We start from the raw sequence: 18,606 nt of genomic DNA, 5'->3' as shown, positions 1-18,606 counted from the left end.
ATGCTCGATCTTTCGAAACCACTTGGCATACACGAAGGTGTAATTTTCTATGGCGACCACGAACTGACCTCGCTGGTCTACTATTTTCCCGACGAAGTAAGTCTGGCTCCTCAAACCGGCGCAGGAGCTGAAGGTTTGTACGAATTATTCTTTCAGGTTTTTAACGAAGGCGGCACGATCGAGGGCAGTCTGGACGATCTGCGAAAATCGGCAGGGTCGATATTGTCCCTAGGTATCCAGTGCGCAGTCGCTCCCAAACGCCTGGAAAAGGCGATGGCAAAATTGAAAGGAAGCGCTGTTTTTCCTGAAAATCTGAGTGCAACCTTACCGCCATGGACGGACGGCAGCGTCAATCTGATGGTGCTGGATTCGATTACAACCAAAGAAACATCCATTGATAGAGACTCATTTGTAAAAAGTATCATCGGCTCCAACAAACCGTCGCTGATGTCTTCCGATTTGAAAAGCATATTCAATGTCAGACTCGACAGAAGGGGCACCGCACTCACGTTGGCAGGACTTGAAGGCGAAGCAGGCAACGTCGCGGGGGTACTATATGACTTGAAATATCTCGCCATTCGTCCGGCACTCGACCTTCGGATATGGGCCAATCTGGGCAGATGTTACGACAGCGTATCTCATCAGCTCGGCATCAAAGCAGAGTTCACTTACTATGTCAAATTTTCGTTGGGAGCTGAACTTGAGTGGGTTACCCGAAAACTGATTGAAGATGGTGATATGAAGATAGAGGTTCTGAGCCAGGCGGAAGATGCCGAGACCAAAAAGATGATCGACGAAATGGTTAAAGATTTCAAAACGAGCATCTTACAGGAAATGTTCAGGCCATATGTAAATCCTCAGACACCCAATGTTGGGGCCGCAGTCGCCGGCGCAGCAGCAAATACCGCGGCCGGTCTGGTGCCAACGGTTGGTGTTGCATATCGCTTTACATCGGAAAAGATATCCCATGACAAGGTGATCGATGTCGATTTCCGGGAGCGTTCGACTGTGACCAGAACTCATAATCCGCAATCTCATTTATGGGTTTTTGGAAAACAGATTCAGGCGAATCGCGACCAGTATATCCAACATGTTGTTTTCAGCGATATATGGCGCGAGCAGGTTCTGAAAATTCAGTTAGTATATGATTTTACCTTACCTGAAAGCGATCTTTTAAACGTCGAACTAATCGTTTGGCGAGCTAAGGATGGAGTCAAAGAGAATGTGAAAGAAGGTCGGTTTTCATTACCTGACGGTGCAGCGCCGCTCAAGAATGTGAGCTTCAACAAGCAAAGCAACGGACTGCTTTCCATTGCCTGGAACTGTGAGAGAACGGAGCCGATCGGTTATTTTTATCAGCTGCGGTTTGTATATGATACCAATAAAACGGATATCATCAGTCCGGCCGAAATTGTTACACCACCTACTTTCAGTACCAGCGAATCACTCAATATATATCCGGATACCTATATCTTTTTCAGACGTGTAGAAATTCGGGAGGGAAACATCTCATTCGATGAGATCAAGACTGTCGACGTGTCTGTCAAGTTGAAAAACAACGCTGGAGAAGTGATTGAGTCAGAAACTATCATTATTGACGAAACGCATAAAAACGGTTTGCTGTCGGTTAGAGGGAAAGATAAAGATGCATTGGATCTTGAGGTTACTAAAAATTTCTTCTATAGTGATCAGCGACCTTCGATCAGCACAGCGCCATCCTATTTACTTGATAACGAAGTAATTATTAATAAACCATTTCTTCGGTCAACGTTTAAAATCATTCCGGTTATTGCAGGTAAGAACGATGCAGTGGTTGAGATTCTGCTTGAAATAATCATCAACTCGCCCGATTTGACTGATCCGCTGAAAGATCTTTACCGAATCAAAGGACCTGCTTTCGACACCAGCGATATCGACGTTTTGCTACATTCGGAAAAAGACAAGATATCATTTAAAGCTACCGCAATTACCAAAGAAGGTAAAATTCTTGATATCAGCGACGGGCCGGTAGCTACCAACGCCCTCGTTATTGACTTGAAAAATACGACCATCCGAAAGGTAAGTTTTGAATGGATAGGACCGTCGCCCGATGCATTGGGATTGAAGACACTTACCGTGGAACTAAAACGAACCAATGGCGGCATCGAAACACAAGATTCACTTGTATTCGCAGGGGCCAATGTCCCTGCCCCAATACTTAAGATTTTCGACCCCGGTGAAAAAGTCCAGTGGAGATTGGTGAAGCGTTTTCAGGACGGGAGTAAAGAAAAAGGAGAGTTTAGTGTAATTGAAGAAAATCAGTTAATCGTTAAAATTCAGCCATGAAAAAATACATACTGCTTGTTGCCGGATATGAATATCAGAACGGTGGAACGTTCGTTCAATCGGCCGATCAAAGAAGGCAAAATCTGCTCGATCTGCATCCTGACTGGCGCAATGATTCTGATGTTGTCTTCGTAAAATTTGACGTCAAAAATGGTCGCATTGAACGAAATAACTCGACGCCGGGCGCAGGAACCTGGGTTCTTGAATCCCAGTCAAATGATGCTGTCAATCGCAGAAACCACTATACTGAGTCGCATTTAAAACAGCAGGAAAATAATCTGATGTCGATTACGACTATATACCAATATGTTATCAATCTGGGTGCTACCGAACCAGGCTCACTTTTCGAACTGAGTCTCATCGGTCATGGCTGGTTTGGTGGGCCGATCCTCCTGAATTCATTTCAACGAAGCGAGTTCTCCTCAGGCGATACTGCCAACACCCGCGACCCATGGGATCGCGACGGCCGTACCAAAGATTTTCTCCCAGAGAATATGCCCGAAGCTGACTGGAAAAATTTTCGTGCCGCTTTCGCGTCAGATGGATATGCCTGGGTCTGGGGTTGTCTGTTTCCGCGTGCCTATTTTGACACGCTTTACAAATTTATGCAAACCCGTGAATTTAAGAGTAAACCAATGGCCAATCTGGTGGATTCGGATACCTTCACGATTACGGTAAACGGTACCTTCGTAAACGAATATTACGACGTTGACAGAGCGTTTTTCCCAACCGACAATTCTCAAACTACCTTCACACGTTCGCTCGCAGATTTGAAAGGGTATGTAAAAAGGGGTATTCGCAGAACGTATCCCGGTCGTTTTGTTGGGGATACCGGTATCAAATGCATTGCCGGATATCTCGGCACATATTCAGATTATGAACGAAGCTACTCCGGACATTACGCACCACATCCGGTTATGATCATTCCCCGAAACAGCACGGTATATGGTGCCGACTTCTCCAATATTATCAACTTTTATAAGATCCACGTAGGGATCGAAGAAGATCCTGAAAGTCGTGGATATGCGATCTATACAATTGATAAGGTGAATGAGTTTTGGACTGCCTGACAATACCTTGAAGCACATTGTTGTCAGTAATCCTTCTTTTCGACTACAACAATAGTAGATCAGGCTACATCTGTTTATTGAATGCTGCCCAACTTTGCATCATCAAAAAACAGAAAAAACATGAAAATTGTAATCACAGGATCGTTGGGACATATCAGCCACCCGCTGGCTAAGGAATTGATAGGAAAAGGTCACACCGTAACGGTGATCAGCAGCAAGGCTGAAAAACAAAGTGACATTGAAGCACTGGGTGCTACGGCCGCCATCGGCACATTAAAAGACTGGAATTTTCTGTCAGCCACCTTCGCTGGTGCGGATGCTGTTTATACCATGGTACCGCCGGGTAACTATCTGGATCAAAGCCTTGATATCTTCGCTCACTACCATGAAATAGGCAACAATTATGCAAAGGCCATCGCCGAGTCTGGCGTAAAACGCGTTGTCAATCTTAGTACAATCGGAGCGCATATGGAAAAGGACAACGGCATTTTGCGGGGAGCTCACAACGTGGAAGCTATTCTCAATCGTCTTCCTTCTGAAGTATCGATAACGCATATGCGGCCTACCTCATTTTACTACAATTTATTTGGGTATATTGATATGATCAAACATGGTGGCGTTATCGCAGCTAATTATGGTGCCGATCACACAATTCCATGGGTTTCTCCCGCAGATATTGCGGCGGCAGTTGCCGAAGAACTCTCAACGCCAGCGAAAGGTAGAAAAGTGCGCTATGTGGCAAGCGAAGAACTGACGGGCGATGAAACTGCAAGTATATTAGGCAAAGCTATCGGAGAACCTGATTTAAAATGGGTTCTTATTTCTGACGAAGAGACCGAAAATGGCTTAAAATCCTTTGGAATGAACCCTAACATCGCCGCCGGTTTGGTTGAAATGTATGGCAGTCTTTACAATGGTAAACTTGCAGAAGATTATAATCACAATAAACCGGAAAATATGGGTAAGGTGAAGCTGGTCGATTTTGCCAAAGAATTCGCGGCCGTGTTCAACAACAAATAGCTAACTTCGGATATGGCTAGCACGCAACCTATAAGATTTAAAACGATCAGTGAATTTCATCAATATAGAAATTTGCCGAAACCGGAGCATCCGTTGATCAGCGTCATTAATGTGGACACGATGAACAGATTACCGGGCAAGGAGGCCAGTTTTGTAAAAGATTTCTATTCAATTGCTTTGAAGCGTAATTTCACTGCTAAAATGAAGTATGGCCAGCAAGAATATGATTTCAATGAAGGAACGATGTTCTTTATGGCTCCAGGCCAGGTTCTGAGAATTGAGGTTGAAGAAGATACCACTATTAATCAGTCGGGGTGGATGTTGTTGCTCCACCCCGACTTTTTATGGAACACGCCTTTGGCCAAAACCATTAAACAATACGAGTATTTCGACTATTCGGTGAACGAATCACTGTTTCTTTCGGATAAGGAAGAGTCAATTATCGTCGGTATCCTGCAAAACATCCAACAGGAATATCATTCGAATATTGACAAGTTCAGTCAGCAGATTATCATTGCGCAAATTGAACTGCTGCTAAACTATTCCGAGCGATTTTACCACCGTCAGTTTATCACCCGAAAAATTTCGAATCATCAAATTCTGGATGGAATGGAAGATTTATTGGCAAAATACTTCAACAGCGACGCGCTCGCCGAGAAAGGATTACCAACAGTACAATATGTGGCAGAAAAGTTGAATATCTCTCCCAACTATCTGAGTGCTATGCTTAAACTCTTGACAGGGCAGAGCACACAACAACATATTCATAATAAGTTGATAGATAAAGCAAAAGAAAAATTATCGACAACGAATTTGTCCGTGAGCGAGATTGCATATGAATTAGGCTTCGGGCATTCTCAGTCTTTTAGTAAGCTATTTAAAACAAAAACTGCCGTTTCTCCGCTCAAATTCCGACAGTCGTTTAATTAGTTTTGCCAACGAAATTTAAAACCGAACCGTTAAGGCCTTTACTAATAAAATAACAACTCCCGGACAATACTCCTATCAAAATCTCACAAAATTCGTCCCTAACTTTCCTCCATCTCGTAGCTATATATACGGCGCGAAGGTATCCGGGAAAGCAATATCAAACCCAACACAAATATCACCAGCAAGGCTAGAATACTATTCCGCATACTGCCTGTCATGTGCTCTACGCCACCGTAAATGAAGGTTCCGATTACGATCGCAAACTTTTCTGTGACATCATAAAAACTGAAATAGGACGCCGTATCTTTCGTCTCTGTTGGCAAAAGCTTGGAATATGTTGATCTGGAAAGCGATTGCAAGCCACCCATAACCATACCTACCGCGCAGGCGACAACGTAAAACTCCCCGGCTGTTTGCGTGTAATATGCCCCTGCGCAGATTCCTATCCATATCGTAACGCCAATCATCAATGCATATACATTGCCGATTTGAGATGATAACCAGGCAAAGAAGAAAGAGCCTGCAATCCCAACCAATTGAATTAATAAAACAGTGATAATCAAGGTATCGGATGGCAACTTGAGCTCAGAAGCACCAAATATTGTTGCCACGTACATGACTGTACGCAAACCCATGGTATATATAAAAAATGCTGCCAGAAATTTGGCCAGATAAGGTTGTTGCTGTAATTCGGAAAACACGGTTTTTAACTCCTTAAATCCGTTAAAAATCCATCTCCCCGGAGTTCCGCGCTGATTGCCGGGAGTATTTGGCAAGTGCTTAAAAGGTATCTGCGCAAACAATATCCACCATACACCCACCGTAAAAAAGCTGATTCGCGCAGGCATTGCTTTGTCAGTTATGCCGTACCAATGCGGTGCCAAAATCATCGTCAGATTGAACAGCATCAATAATACGCTCCCGAAATAACCCATTGAAAACCCTCTCGCGCTAACCCTGTCGTAGTTGTCTTCCGTGGCTATCTGAGGCAAATAGGAGTCATAGAAAACGATACTCCCACTCCATCCAACAAGGCTTAATCCGAATAAAATAACGCTTAACGTGAGTGTCTCTTTGGTAAAGAAAAACAACAGCATGCAGTTCACCGCCCCGAGGTAGCAAAAGAACTTCATGAAGCTTTTTTTCTTGCCTGAATAATCAGCAATGGCAGTACAAAGCGGTATCATTAAGGCTGTCAGCAGGAATGCCGTTGACACGGTATAAGAAAACAATACCGAACTTTTGATATGAAAACCCAGAAACTCCATCTCATGCCCCCCGGAAGCTTTCAAAGCAACGGCATTGAAATAAACCGGAAAAATACTTGATACGATAACTAGCGCATGAACCGAGTTAGCCCAGTCGTACATACACCAGGCGCGGATGATCTTAGGGTTGTTCTTTTCCATATATTGAAACCATTCGATACAAAATAAGAAAAGCGACGGGATAATTCCGCCGCTTTCAATATATAAGTATCAAAAAAATTTATTTGATCACCGGAGCGAATTCCATGATCGTCTCCTGATCCACGCCATTCACGGGCATCGAACTTTTTAGCCTCATTTTGCTGCTTGTCAATTCCTCTACCCCGAACTTTCCGGCGAAGCCAGTAATATTGATATCAAGCTTTGTTTCGTTTTCAATCAGATACCAGGTTCCCCCATTAGGGAACTGCAGTGCCTCATCTTTTGCAACCACCTTATTTCCAGCCTGGAACAGAATTTCCATGGTAGGTAGTGCCTGAGTCAAAGTGTTTAGCTGATTTGCTGGTATTACTTTCCCGGAAAGATCCTTGACAGCCGTCATTTTCCATGGATAATTTACTAGTATCTTGGCCTTTGCAGTTTCCGCCGGCGTAGGCGTTCCAGGATCATCCTTGCTTCCGCATGAGAAAATCGAGATCGCTAGGGCTAAAAAGAAAAAGGTATTAATAAAATTTTTCATTGTGGTTTCTGGCTAGTATATCGTTTGAATAGTGACGCTTGTATTTGAGAAAATTGGTTATATTATATTTCCAAAGTTTTACCTTGCGGTTTCTTTTTTAACTCAAATTCCTTCAAAGTTAACGAATTTGTTTCACGAATTGATATGATGTACAATACCAAATTAGCATACGGCCATACACTATGTATATTTATATTACTGATAGCCAGCCATATAAATACCTTTGCACAAAATTGCCAACCCTCTTTTTCTCTAACGCCGGTTACGTCAAACAACACGATTGAGTGGAACAAATTTCCAGAATTCAGCCTTCCATTTAAAATCATATACAATGCTCCCCGTTTCGGAGATACGCAATCTCAGCCTATAAAACATGGTTTTAGCCAACTTGCGACTTTCAGCGGGTCCGAACCCGGCTCTCTGGCCCCTTCTCAACGCGCCAACCTTTGGTATGGCGTTGCAACAAATAGCGGAGTGACGCAACCATGGGCCGATTCCAAACTTTGCAGCCCGTGGGGAAATGATACGGTTGCATACCGCAATTATTGGGACAATTATGCAGCCTCTATATATGACGCAGACCTGGTTTGTCTGGATATCGAAAGAATGCAACGTGAAGACAAGGATATTCTGGCATTAAAGAGCAATTCAGCGATCCCTCAAGCCTACCGAAACCTGAATGACGCCGACTTTCTGACCACATACAAAAGAGATATTCGCTGGTGGTATACGGAAGCTATGAAGAGATTCAAGGCTAAACGTCCTAATATACCATTGACGAGCTACAGCGACGTGCCCGTTCGGAATACCTGGATCAATATCATGGCAAACACGTGGACGGACTGGACGACCAACCCGGCCCGAACGCATTATCTCGCCCAAGACGATAGCGGTAAAATCGGTGGAAGTTACTATAATGAACACTCCCTGCTTTCACCTTCGATATACTATTATTATGGTTACAATAACCCTTTTGGAAAGGATTACCTCTCCTATCTGCTTTTCCATATCGAGGTAAACCGCGCCTGGAGTGATAAGCCGATTGTTCCATTGGTTTGGTTACGGATACATGATAGCTATGACCCGACGACGCCTTTTGTTGAACCTTTTGTAGCAGAAGCAACGGCCATTTTCCCATTCTTCGCGGGCGCAGCGGGACTTTGGTTATGGGAAAATCCTTCTTATCCGGGGGATCGTCAGGAAAATTACGCTGCATATGAGCACTTTATTTATGGCCTATATCGACTTTCGGAATTTAAAGATATGTTTCAGGGCAATTACGAATTGGTCAGACCGATGTCCGCCCGGGAAAATATGGAACTTCAAAATCCGGTTTGGCGTGGTGTCGCTAAAGGCAATGAAATCCTGATCGCGGCACAGAACCCATATGCAGCTGATAATCAGCAAACTTCCATTACTTTGAACTACAAGCAATGGACCAGAACGATATCAGTTACGGGCAAGGAAATTTTCCTTTGTAAATTTGATATGAACGACACCGTCACCGGACTGGAGCCAGACGCTACTGATGTTTATGTTTTTGCCAATCCGGTGAGTTACGAACTCAATGCGGTATTGTCAGGTTTTAAAACCGGCTCTTCAGTGGAATTCACACTCGTTAACCACCGGGGACAAGAGTTTGAAAAACAAACAATTACTGTTCAAAGTCCTGAGTTCAGAACCTCTTTGATTTTGCCAAAGCTGCCACATGGCATGTATTTTGCCAGATTCAAAGGAGAGAAAAGCACCATCACACGCAAAGTGGTGGTTGCTCAATAATACCCACGCCACATCTTTTTCAGATCGTGCATTTAAACCAAAATCCCATGAATCGTCTCGCTCAACAAACCAGCCCATATCTTTTACAACATGCCAACAACCCTGTCGACTGGTATCCCTGGGGTGAAGAAGCATTGACCAAAGCCAAAACGGAAAATAAGCCTATTCTGGTAAGTATTGGCTATTCGGCTTGCCATTGGTGCCATGTAATGGAGCACGAAAGTTTTGAAAATGAGCGTGTTGCAGATGTGATGAACGAACATTTTGTATGTATCAAAGTGGATCGGGAAGAGCGGCCTGACGTGGATTCCGTATATATGGATGCCGTACAGGCGATGGGCGTGCGTGGCGGCTGGCCATTGAATGTTTTTCTTTTACCAGATACCCGACCTTTTTATGGGGTGACGTATTTACCGACCCAAAATTGGACTCAGCTGCTGGGAAGCGTAAACAATGCGTTCACCGGGCATTATGAAGAATTGGTTAATTCGGCAACTGGTTTTGTCCAGAACATGGTTGAATCCGAATCACAAAAATATGGGCTCAATTATACTGCTGATCCTTTTACGATTGATGAACTGGATCTGATGTTCGAAAAATTGAAGCAAAATTTTGACGATATCAAAGGTGGGATGAACCGGGCACCCAAATTTCCGATGCCATCGATTTATAAATTTTTGCTCAGATATTACGATACGACCCAACATCCGGAAGCACTTTCCCAAATCGAGTTGTCGCTGGATCGAATTGCATTAGGCGGAATATATGATCACGTCGGTGGCGGATGGGCACGGTATTCTGTTGACGATGAATGGTTTATACCACACTTTGAAAAGATGCTTTATGATAATGCTCAGCTTCTGAGCATATATGCAGAAACTTACAGCCTTACAGCAAACGAGTTATATCATGATAGAATAACTCAGACGGTTCAGTGGCTGAGCACAGAAATGCTAAGTCCGGAAGGCGGTTTTTATTCGGCCTTGGATGCTGATAGTGAGGGAGTTGAAGGCAAATTTTACATATGGACGAAAGCGGAGCTTGAGTCAATCCTCGGCGAGGATTTTTCATGGTTCGCCAAACTTTATAATATCAGCGAAAGAGGAAATTGGGAGCATGGATATAACCATTTGCACCTCACCCAGTTTGTCGAACAAACTGCCCATCAAAAAGGAATCGATATCCCCGATCTGGAAAAAAGATATGCATCATCCTTGGAGAAACTTTCAATTGCTCGGGCACAAAAAATAAGGCCCGGACTGGACGATAAAATCCTTGCGAGCTGGAATGGGCTGTTAATTAAAGGATTGACTGACGCATATCGGGCTATTGGTGACGAAAACATTCGAAATCTGGCGGTGAATGCCGGAGAATTCATCTCCCAAAAAATGACTTCTGGAGTTAAACTGCTTCACTCATATAAAAATGGCAGAGCCAGCATCACAGGTTTTCTGGAAGATTATGCGGCGGTAATCGAGGGATATCTCGGTTTATATCAGATCACATTCGAGGAAAAATGGCTGAAGTTCGCGGATGAGTTAATCCGATATACGATCAGTAATTTTTATGACCATTCAGAAGGATATTTCAGTTTTACAGATATCGACGGAGAAAAACTCATCGCCCGGAAAAAGGAGCTTTTTGACAATGTAATTCCAGCCTCTAACTCTATTATGGCGCATAACCTGCATTACTTGGGCATGATGCTGGATCAAAAAGACTACATCAAGTACTCAGATGAAATGCTTTCAAAAATGAGGAAGATTCTCCTGGCCGATGTGCAATGGGCCACCAACTGGGCGGCACTTTATTGTCTGAAAGCTTCACCCACCGCTGAAATAGCCATTATCGGAGAAGATTTTGAAAGTTTGAGGAAAGATCTGGATCGCTTTTTCATTCCCAACAAAATAGTGATGGGAACTCTCTCCTCCTCCGACTTGCCCCTGCTGGTCAACCGATCGGATATGAATGGCAAAACTGCAATATATGTGTGTTATGACAAAACCTGCCAGTTGCCGGTGACGACTGTCGAAGATGCGCTGGATATTATTGTGGCTTCGTAGGTTTTAAACGCAGAGTGGTGGAGTTTGACACGGAGTTTCGCTGATAAATCCGACCGTGCCCCATGTCGCTGCGGGACTTTTTGGAAGTTGATAAATGGGTCCCGTGGAGACGCGGGACATGGTTGATTTCGTAGTAAAAAACTTTGCGTAACTCCACGCAGAACTTCCTTAAACCCCGCGTTTAACAAACAAGCTTGCGAAAATCTCCTCAAATTCGTAATTTCAAACAACTCCCAAACTTTCCGGTCAGCGATGAGCAGATTTAGAATCAATAACTTGTCGGTTAAAGCAATATTGAGCGCGACTCTTCTTGCCGGCACCTTTGATATCGTTTTTGCTATTGTTGTTTATGCGCTCATCATGGAACAGACGAGTCCCATCCGGCTTCTGCAATATATCGCAAGTGGTGTTTTTGGCAAATCGGCTTTCGAGGGCGGAATCCTTATGGCGCTAGCAGGTCTCGCATTTCATTTTCTTAATACCTTCCTTTTTTCTGCTTTTTACTTTATTCTTATTTCCTATATTGATTTTTTGAGAAAACAACGGCTGATCAGCGGCATTTTCTATGGTATCACCATATGGCTGATCATGAACCTAATCGTTTTACCAGCTACTTTCGGCTCGCTACCACCCCAAAACCCGCTATTGATCGCACTGGGAATGAGCATATTAATAGTTGCAGTGGGGATTCCCATAGCATATATCATACCGACAGGAGCCTCCCCACTTTCAAAAAAGTAAATTTCATTGTTCCAAAAGCGGAAAATACCGCTGACTAAGGATATTCATGTGATGAATCGGATGTCCTATTATAACAAAGCCAAGAGCCAGAGGGGAAATTTCGGTTGTGAATGCCGTTCCGGTTCTTACCAGCATATCTTCGTCCATAAACCGAAACAGGGATATAGTTGACGCCCTCACCTCCTTAAACTCATCCAGCAAATCGTCAATAGAGCGATCGGCGGCTATAGTATTTGACCCAAATATTTGTTCGTCGTAGCCAGGCAGAACCGTTTTATCGTTTCGGGAAAACCGTAATGCGCGATATGCCATAACACGCTCGTTATCAATTACATGCTGAAGTATATCCCTCGCCGTCCATTTCCCGGGTTCATATACCCAGTCTCCTAAAAGTTTAATTTTTTCAACTTCCTGATACACTTTCTCCGGAGCATATTTCCGAAGGCCTTCAAGCAAATCAATATCTTCGGCCAGATTAATATACCTATCAAAAAAAGGGGGCATCGGGTTTATATCCGATTTCTTCATAACAGAGTGATTTATTTAATTTTTGAAAAATGATAATCGGAACGGCGGGACTTTCCGTCGATTGTCCCAAGAATATAAGCGTGAATTGAATCCTGACCAACTGCCTCGTATACAATCTGTTGTGGAAAATCATGCTTTGCGTTTTCGAACGTAAATTTGTCTCCTTCTATATCCACTAGTCCAAACGGCACCTCCATATCACCATTCTGACCGTAAGCCGTGGGCGCGTAAATTATTTTTTGTTTATGATGAAATAGGCGAACCGTTTCCAAATAGGTCGTATCCAATCCAGTTACTTTGTAGCTTAGCCCTTTCAATTGATTGCCCTTATCCATCTTCCATTCTTCAAACACTGCCGAAGCCCCCTTCACCATTTTCCACTTTCCCAATAAAATATGCAGTTTCTCGAAGTCCGTTTTTGAAAAACCCTTATCACTCTGCATTCCCAAACAGCATACAGCTATCAAAATCGCAAAGGAATATCCGGCGACATATAGTCCATTACGTTCCATCGTAAAAATATGATTACAAATTGAGGGAAAAAGCTCAACTAAATATACCTAATGAAATAGCAAAGAGGCAAGCCTATTGGCAAATATTCATAATGTGCCCGTAGTTTATTTACTAATATATATGTTTATCAGGCCATCCAGACGAGGAAGCTTGTTATTGTCCCTCATTTTTTTATAATTTTGTATAGAAAATTACCAAAACATTGGGAAGGATAACAGCCACATTAATGCTTGCTCTGCTGCTCTACAACACACTCGGGTTGAGCTTCGCTGTTCTTTTTTTCAAAAATGATTTTAAATCTGCCACCACCGCTGCCGCCGGGGACCAATGGAAGATCATGAAATTTGAAGTTCCTTCCCTGCCATATACCAGTAGCTGGCAAAACGAGGATGGGCTTCCAGGGCTTGTGGAAAGCGATGGTCAATTTTATAATACGACCAACATTCTGCTCGAAAACGACACCTTGTACGTAACGTTAAAATCAAATCTGAATGCAAGGGACCGCTTTTTTGAGCTTGCTGACAAAATTCAGAACGCCTCGCATCAGGAATCCAAAACAAATTCGCCGACGGACCCTGTCAAATTGTTGAGCAATTTGGTTAAGGTATACCTTAATACAAAAAAGGATATCTTCTCAAACTATATGGTTGAAAATATTGCGTCCACCCAGCGGAATTTGTTTCGCGAATTTACCAATCTGTATGAGACTTTAAAATACAGTCACTTATCGCCACCTCCTGAGGTTTGTTAAAATCCTGATTCTAAATTGCTTACATTAATCGCTACATCTTTCCGCGTTTGGGTGGGGAAGCGGCTGGTAGGCTATAAGTTTTAATACCGTAAAAACGGTAATCACCATTTTTCAGAAACGATATATGACAGACTTTATACCTGTTAACCGGATTTGCAGACAATTGCTGATCCTGGCCATACCCCTACTATTAATCGGCGCGAAGGTTTTCGCTCAAATGCCGAACGATGCTATCTATATGAACAAAAACCAGGCTTGTATTGCAATGAGTTATGGGCATGGTTCGTGGGATAAATATTGGGAGAACAAATTGAAAAGAGAAAATCAGAACATTGGTACCCTTACCACCCAATCAGTGATGCCCATGATCGCGGTTGGGTTTACCAACAACTTAAACCTGATTATTGGAGCACCCTATATGTGGACCCAGGCTAGTGCAGGAAACCTGAAATGGCAAAAAGGTGTTCAGGACCTTTCAGTCTTTGTTAAATATCGTTTTCTAAATAAAAACGGATTGTCGTTACATGCAATTGGTGGTGGTTCTTTGCCTTTGACGAATTATATTCCGGACTTCCTCCCGATGTCTATCGGTATTCAATGCAAAACTGCAACAGCGCGGTTGATGGCAAGTTATCGGCACAAATCGGGAGCTTATGCGACCGTTTCAGGAAGTTACATTTTCAGGAGCAACATCCAAATAGACCGAGACGCGTATCAATCTGGTGACAGGGTTTATTATACCAATAAAGTTAGTGTACCCAATGCATATGACTTCTCTGCCCGGGCCGGATATCTGAAAAGAGGTATTCAGGCAGAAGCGTTTTACGAGCGTACAGGGTGTGATGGAGGTGACGATATCCGCCGCAACGACATGCCTTTCCCTACTAACAATATGAAGGCAACTACCGTAGGTGTTTATGCCAAATTTCAGCCAAAGCATCTAGGTATAAATGCACGCGCATCATATGTCATCGATGGAACCAACGTAGCACAAACCACCGCCTTTTCTGTTGGTGTGCTATACCAGTTCTATTATATCAAATCATCCAAGCAATAGGAATCTTTGAGTTTACTAAACTCGAAACGATCCGCTGATTTACAGATAACTAACATCCTGCAGTAAGGAAAATAAAAGCTAACAAGACACCCATGATATTCAATATTTATAAATCGACATATGCGGCATTATTGATTGCATTTTTGACATTTGCTTGTTCAAAAACAGTTGATGAACCGTCCGCATCTATCAGCAACCCTTCCGGCCTTGATGCCGACGCAGGAGACTGGAAACCATATCTGCTCTCAAGTGCAGAAGAGTTTAGCGTTCCAGAGCCCACGGCTACAAATTCAGCTGAATATCAGGCTGAAATAAAGGCAGTAAAAGATGCCATGACCAAAATTACCGGTCAGCAAAAAGAACAAATCAATTACTGGGGCGCTGGTGCTGTATATCGGTGGAATGAAATTGCGAGAGAACTTTCAGCCCGTTACAACCTTCCTCCTGCCTCCAATGCAGAGGGGAAATACCCTGTTCCTGATGCAGCAAATCCACTCGCGGACCCGAAGTTTCCGTTTGCGAATCCTCCGTATACTTCGCGTGCGCTTGCTTATCTGAGTGTGGCTCAATATGACGCGTTGGTGAGTGCATGGAAATATAAATTCAAATACAACCGTAAAGCCCCGGCGAAAGTGGATGAGTCGATCGTGACCTCATTGCCGGAAACAGACCTTCCTGCATACCCTTCAGAGGATGCCGTCGTAGCTCAAGCTTCTTATATGATATTGAAAGCCATGTTTCCGGGCGAGGTTCCGTTTTTGGACGCTAAACTTGCAGAGCACAAAGCAGCGCGAATATTGGCTGGGATGAATGTTCAAAGCGATATAGATGCCGGTGCGGCGTTAGGTAAATCAGTTGGAGAAAAAGTGATGGCAAGAGCCAAAACGGACGGAATGGGTGCTGCCAATAACCAGGCGAAAACAGCTGAAATGATTGCGAACGCCAAGGCTATTGGAGTAACGGAGCCATGGATCAGTCAGGAGTTGCCGCTTCGCCCTCCAATGTTGCCGACTTTCGGTGAGGTTTTGCCATGGAATTTTAGCAAAGCTACAGTGGCCACACTAAGACCATTGCCTCCACCCGCGCTTGGAAGTACTGAATATCAGGCCAATATAGATGAACTTCTCGAAGTTGCAAAGAAGCAAACCCGTGAGCAGGCCCGGATTGCAAGCTATTGGTCTGATGGGGTGGGAAGTTATACTCCTCCCGGCCACTGGCACCGCAGAGCAGCCACACTTGCTCACGACAACAAGTTTAGCGAGGTGCGTACCGCAAGGACTTTAGCATTGGTAGGAACTGCGATGGAAGATGCCGGTATATGCTGCTGGGATGCTAAATACTATTATTATTATCCTCGTCCGAACCAAATGAACAGGAAAGTTCGGACATCGGTGGGTCTTCCCAACTTCCCGTCCTACACATCCGGACATTCAATGTTTTCGGGAGCGGCGGCGGAAGTGCTGGCTCACATTTTCCCAGACAAGGCAAAAGATCTGAATGCAATGGCGCTCGAAGCCTCTTTATCAAGAATTTACGGTTTGATACACTACCGTTTTGATTGTGAAGCGGGACTTGAAACTGGCCACAAAGTTGGTTCTTTTGCAGTAGAAAGAGCAAAAACAGACGGAGCAGAATAAATTCGATTCAGCGACAATAAAAAAGCGGCTTTGACAAACAAAAGCCGCTTTTTTAGTATTGGTTCGGTTTAGCTTAAACTATATTGTATATATCGAAAGGAAGCTTTCTCACCCTTTTGCCAATTGCCGCAAAAATCGCATTTCCCAACGCAGGAGCCACAGGCGGCAAGCCCGGCTCCCCTACTCCCCCCGGTTCAGCTCCACTATCGACGATATGGATTTCTATGGGAGGCATTTCGTTGAGACGCATGATATTATACTGGTGGAAATTGCTTTGCTCGCACGCGCCATCTTTGAAAGTAATGCCGTTTTTGATAGCAGCCGTAATTCCCATCACGATATTACCCTCTGTCTGTGCCTTCACATTGTCAGGATTTACGTAATGCCCGCAATCCAGAACAGTAACCACTTTATCAATTTTCACGCCAGTGCCTTCCTTCGAAACTGTGATACAACAAGCGGCAATACTTCCAAAAGATTTGAACACTGCCAACCCACGACCACTGCCAGACGGCAGTTTTTGATCCCAACCCGTTTTTTCTCCTAAAGTTTTGAGCACGGTTTTAAAACGTTCATCCCCGATCATTTCCATTCTGGCTTTAAGCGGGTCTTTACCAGCCAAATGAATCAGTTCGTCCATAAAGCATTCCTGTCCCCAACCAAAATTGGACGCATATACCGAACGCCACCAAACTACAGGAATGTCTGTTTTTACATTCGTCCAGCTGATTTTAGAAGCCGTCCCAAAATGGTATTTATTGTTTTCAACACTTAGCTCCTCGCCAACCCATCCATCAGCTTCGTCACTCTTCAAGCCACCAAAAACCTGGCCTAAAATAGATTCTCCAATTGCGTGGTGATGAAAGCCGGCAACATTTCCATTTTCGACAAACCCCTGCATATGACTTAGCATACCAGGACGGTATGGCCCTTGTGAAATATCATCTTCGCGGGTCCATATTACTTTCACAGGTTTTTTCAATTCCTTGGAAAGTGAGCATGCCTCCAGCAAAAAGTCATGATACGCCTTTCGGCCAAAAGCTCCTCCTAACAAAGTTACATTGATCTTAACCTGTTCCGGCTTCACATTCATATAAGAACATACATCACGCAAAGCCCAGTCTGGCCCCTGAATAGGCGCCCATATCTCGATGCTTCCGTCTTCCTTGACATGAGCGACTGCATTTTCAGGCTCAATCGGCGCATGAGCCAAAAATGGCGTCTCATATACCGATTCAAGTTTTTGAGCGGCTGCAGTATACTTGGCACCGAAATCGCCCTTTTCCTCAAAATTCACTCCCTCTTTTTTGGAGGCTGCATATGCTCTTTCGAAATAATCGGCAGTATCTATCGATTTTTTGAAGGCACTATCATCCCATTTGACCTCCAGAGCCTTTTTACCCTTCAGCGCTGCCCACCAATTTGTCGCGATAACAGCAACGGCCTCAGCTGTCCGATGCGGCATTTTCCTCTCCGTACGAACAACTTTGGTCACCCCTTTCACTTTAAGAGCAGCAGCGTCGTTGATAGAAACAATTTTGCCGTGTATGGCAGGGGAATATGCAATCGCAGCATAGACCATGCCTGGCACATCGATGTCTATTCCGTAAACGGCTTGTCCGGTCACACGTTCAGGGACGTCCAGTCGTTTGTTGTATTTCCCAATGATCTTGAAATCTTTTGGGTCTTTCAATTTCGGATTTTTAGGAATTTCAAGTTTGGAAGCCTCGTCGGCAAGGTCACCATACGTGAATGTCTTACCTGATGGAATATGAATGATTTTACCATCTTCCGCTTTACATTCCGTAACCGGAACTGCCCAACGCGACGCTGCAGTGGTCGTCAGCATCTCTCTTGCCGCCGCACCCGCCTTTCTGATCGGCATCCAGAGTCCTCTCACGGAACTACTTCCCCCGGCTGTTTGATTTCCGTACTTATCTTTTCCGTCGCTCTGTAAAATCAATACCTTCTCTAACGCCACTTCCAGTTCTTCCGCTAGCAGAGAAGGAACCGCCTGAGTGGAGCCCTGTCCCATATCAGGGCGAGGGTTGATGAGCGATATGTTCCCGGCCGTATCAATGATAATAAATGGATTAATTTCCAGCTTAATCGCCGCATGAGCAATTTTGGTTACGACGGCATTTTTTGCAAATGAAGAAACCCCAAGTACCAGCCCAAACGATGTCAGACTGGAAACTTTAAGAAAATCTCTTCTTGTAGCTTGTATATTTTTCAAAGTCGATAT

At 44.0% G+C, this 18,606-nt stretch carries 15 protein-coding genes; 10 read left to right on the top strand and 5 right to left on the bottom strand.

From position 1 onward, the window contains the following. The 4 genes from AC1XUD_RS01770 (at nt 1) to AC1XUD_RS01755 (ending at nt 5,345) form a co-directional block, all read left to right on the top strand. Nucleotides 1–2,325 (top strand): hypothetical protein, encoded by a 2,325-nt coding sequence (locus tag AC1XUD_RS01770; protein WP_483359220.1) that lies wholly within the window; start codon nt 1–3, stop codon nt 2,323–2,325. Further along, nucleotides 2,322–3,395, top strand: a complete 1,074-nt coding sequence (locus AC1XUD_RS01765) for a hypothetical protein (RefSeq protein ID WP_483359219.1) — start codon at nt 2,322–2,324, stop codon at nt 3,393–3,395. The genes AC1XUD_RS01770 and AC1XUD_RS01765 overlap by 4 nt, the downstream gene beginning before the upstream one ends. Nucleotides 3,396–3,515: 120 nt before the next feature. Continuing rightward, complete coding sequence (locus AC1XUD_RS01760) at nt 3,516–4,415, top strand: NmrA family NAD(P)-binding protein (protein ID WP_483359218.1); 900 nt, start codon at nt 3,516–3,518, stop codon at nt 4,413–4,415. 12 nt (nt 4,416–4,427) lie between these two features. Next, nucleotides 4,428–5,345 (top strand): helix-turn-helix domain-containing protein, encoded by a 918-nt coding sequence (locus tag AC1XUD_RS01755; RefSeq protein ID WP_483359217.1) that lies wholly within the window; start codon nt 4,428–4,430, stop codon nt 5,343–5,345. Between the two features lie 98 nt (nt 5,346–5,443). Here the strand turns inward: AC1XUD_RS01755 and AC1XUD_RS01750 are convergent, their stop codons facing one another. Then, nucleotides 5,444–6,754, bottom strand: coding sequence for an MFS transporter (locus AC1XUD_RS01750; protein WP_483359216.1), 1,311 nt, complete (start codon nt 6,752–6,754; stop codon nt 5,444–5,446). A gap of 79 nt (nt 6,755–6,833) precedes the next feature. Next, a complete protein-coding gene (locus AC1XUD_RS01745) occupies nt 6,834–7,292 on the bottom strand; it encodes a hypothetical protein (protein ID WP_483359215.1) in 459 nt (152 codons plus the stop codon). A gap of 144 nt (nt 7,293–7,436) precedes the next feature. On the opposite strand from AC1XUD_RS01745, the gene AC1XUD_RS01740 reads away from it, so the two are divergent. From AC1XUD_RS01740 to AC1XUD_RS01730, 3 genes are all read left to right on the top strand, one after another. After that, on the top strand, nt 7,437–9,071 hold the full coding sequence (locus tag AC1XUD_RS01740; RefSeq protein ID WP_483359214.1) for a T9SS type A sorting domain-containing protein: 1,635 nt from the start codon (nt 7,437–7,439) through the stop codon (nt 9,069–9,071). Between the two features lie 47 nt (nt 9,072–9,118). After that, nucleotides 9,119–11,134, top strand: a complete 2,016-nt coding sequence (locus AC1XUD_RS01735; protein ID WP_483359213.1) for a thioredoxin domain-containing protein — start codon at nt 9,119–9,121, stop codon at nt 11,132–11,134. 252 nt (nt 11,135–11,386) lie between these two features. After that, nucleotides 11,387–11,875, top strand: a complete 489-nt coding sequence (locus tag AC1XUD_RS01730) for a DUF1440 domain-containing protein (RefSeq protein WP_483359212.1) — start codon at nt 11,387–11,389, stop codon at nt 11,873–11,875. Nucleotides 11,876–11,878: 3 nt separating this feature from the next. Here the strand turns inward: AC1XUD_RS01730 and AC1XUD_RS01725 are convergent, their stop codons facing one another. Together AC1XUD_RS01725 and AC1XUD_RS01720 are read right to left on the bottom strand one after the other, a co-directional pair. Next, nucleotides 11,879–12,403 (bottom strand): DinB family protein, encoded by a 525-nt coding sequence (locus tag AC1XUD_RS01725; protein WP_483359211.1) that lies wholly within the window; start codon nt 12,401–12,403, stop codon nt 11,879–11,881. An 11-nt stretch (nt 12,404–12,414) separates the two neighbouring features. Next, nucleotides 12,415–12,915 carry a DUF6265 family protein gene (locus AC1XUD_RS01720; protein ID WP_483359210.1) on the bottom strand — a complete coding sequence of 167 codons (501 nt, stop codon included), beginning with the start codon at nt 12,913–12,915 and terminating at the stop codon, nt 12,415–12,417. A gap of 227 nt (nt 12,916–13,142) precedes the next feature. Between AC1XUD_RS01720 and AC1XUD_RS01715 the strand changes: the two genes are divergently transcribed. From AC1XUD_RS01715 to AC1XUD_RS01705, 3 genes are all read left to right on the top strand, one after another. Then, nucleotides 13,143–13,667: a hypothetical protein gene (locus AC1XUD_RS01715; protein ID WP_483359209.1), complete on the top strand. Its 525-nt coding sequence runs from the start codon at nt 13,143–13,145 to the stop codon at nt 13,665–13,667. Between the two features lie 124 nt (nt 13,668–13,791). Next, nucleotides 13,792–14,724: a hypothetical protein gene (locus tag AC1XUD_RS01710; RefSeq protein ID WP_483359208.1), complete on the top strand. Its 933-nt coding sequence runs from the start codon at nt 13,792–13,794 to the stop codon at nt 14,722–14,724. Between the two features lie 92 nt (nt 14,725–14,816). Further along, the gene (locus AC1XUD_RS01705; protein WP_483359207.1) at nt 14,817–16,361 is read left to right on the top strand and encodes a phosphatase PAP2 family protein; all 1,545 of its coding nucleotides are present in this window, start codon (nt 14,817–14,819) and stop codon (nt 16,359–16,361) included. Between the two features lie 73 nt (nt 16,362–16,434). Here the strand turns inward: AC1XUD_RS01705 and AC1XUD_RS01700 are convergent, their stop codons facing one another. Next, nucleotides 16,435–18,597, bottom strand: coding sequence for a xanthine dehydrogenase family protein molybdopterin-binding subunit (locus AC1XUD_RS01700; protein WP_483359206.1), 2,163 nt, complete (start codon nt 18,595–18,597; stop codon nt 16,435–16,437). Between the last annotated feature and the right edge of the window lie 9 nt (nt 18,598–18,606).

The sequence above is a fragment of the Dyadobacter sp. HNCC25DJ184 genome (assembly GCF_056895215.1).
This window is presented reverse-complemented; position numbering and strand designations above follow the sequence as displayed.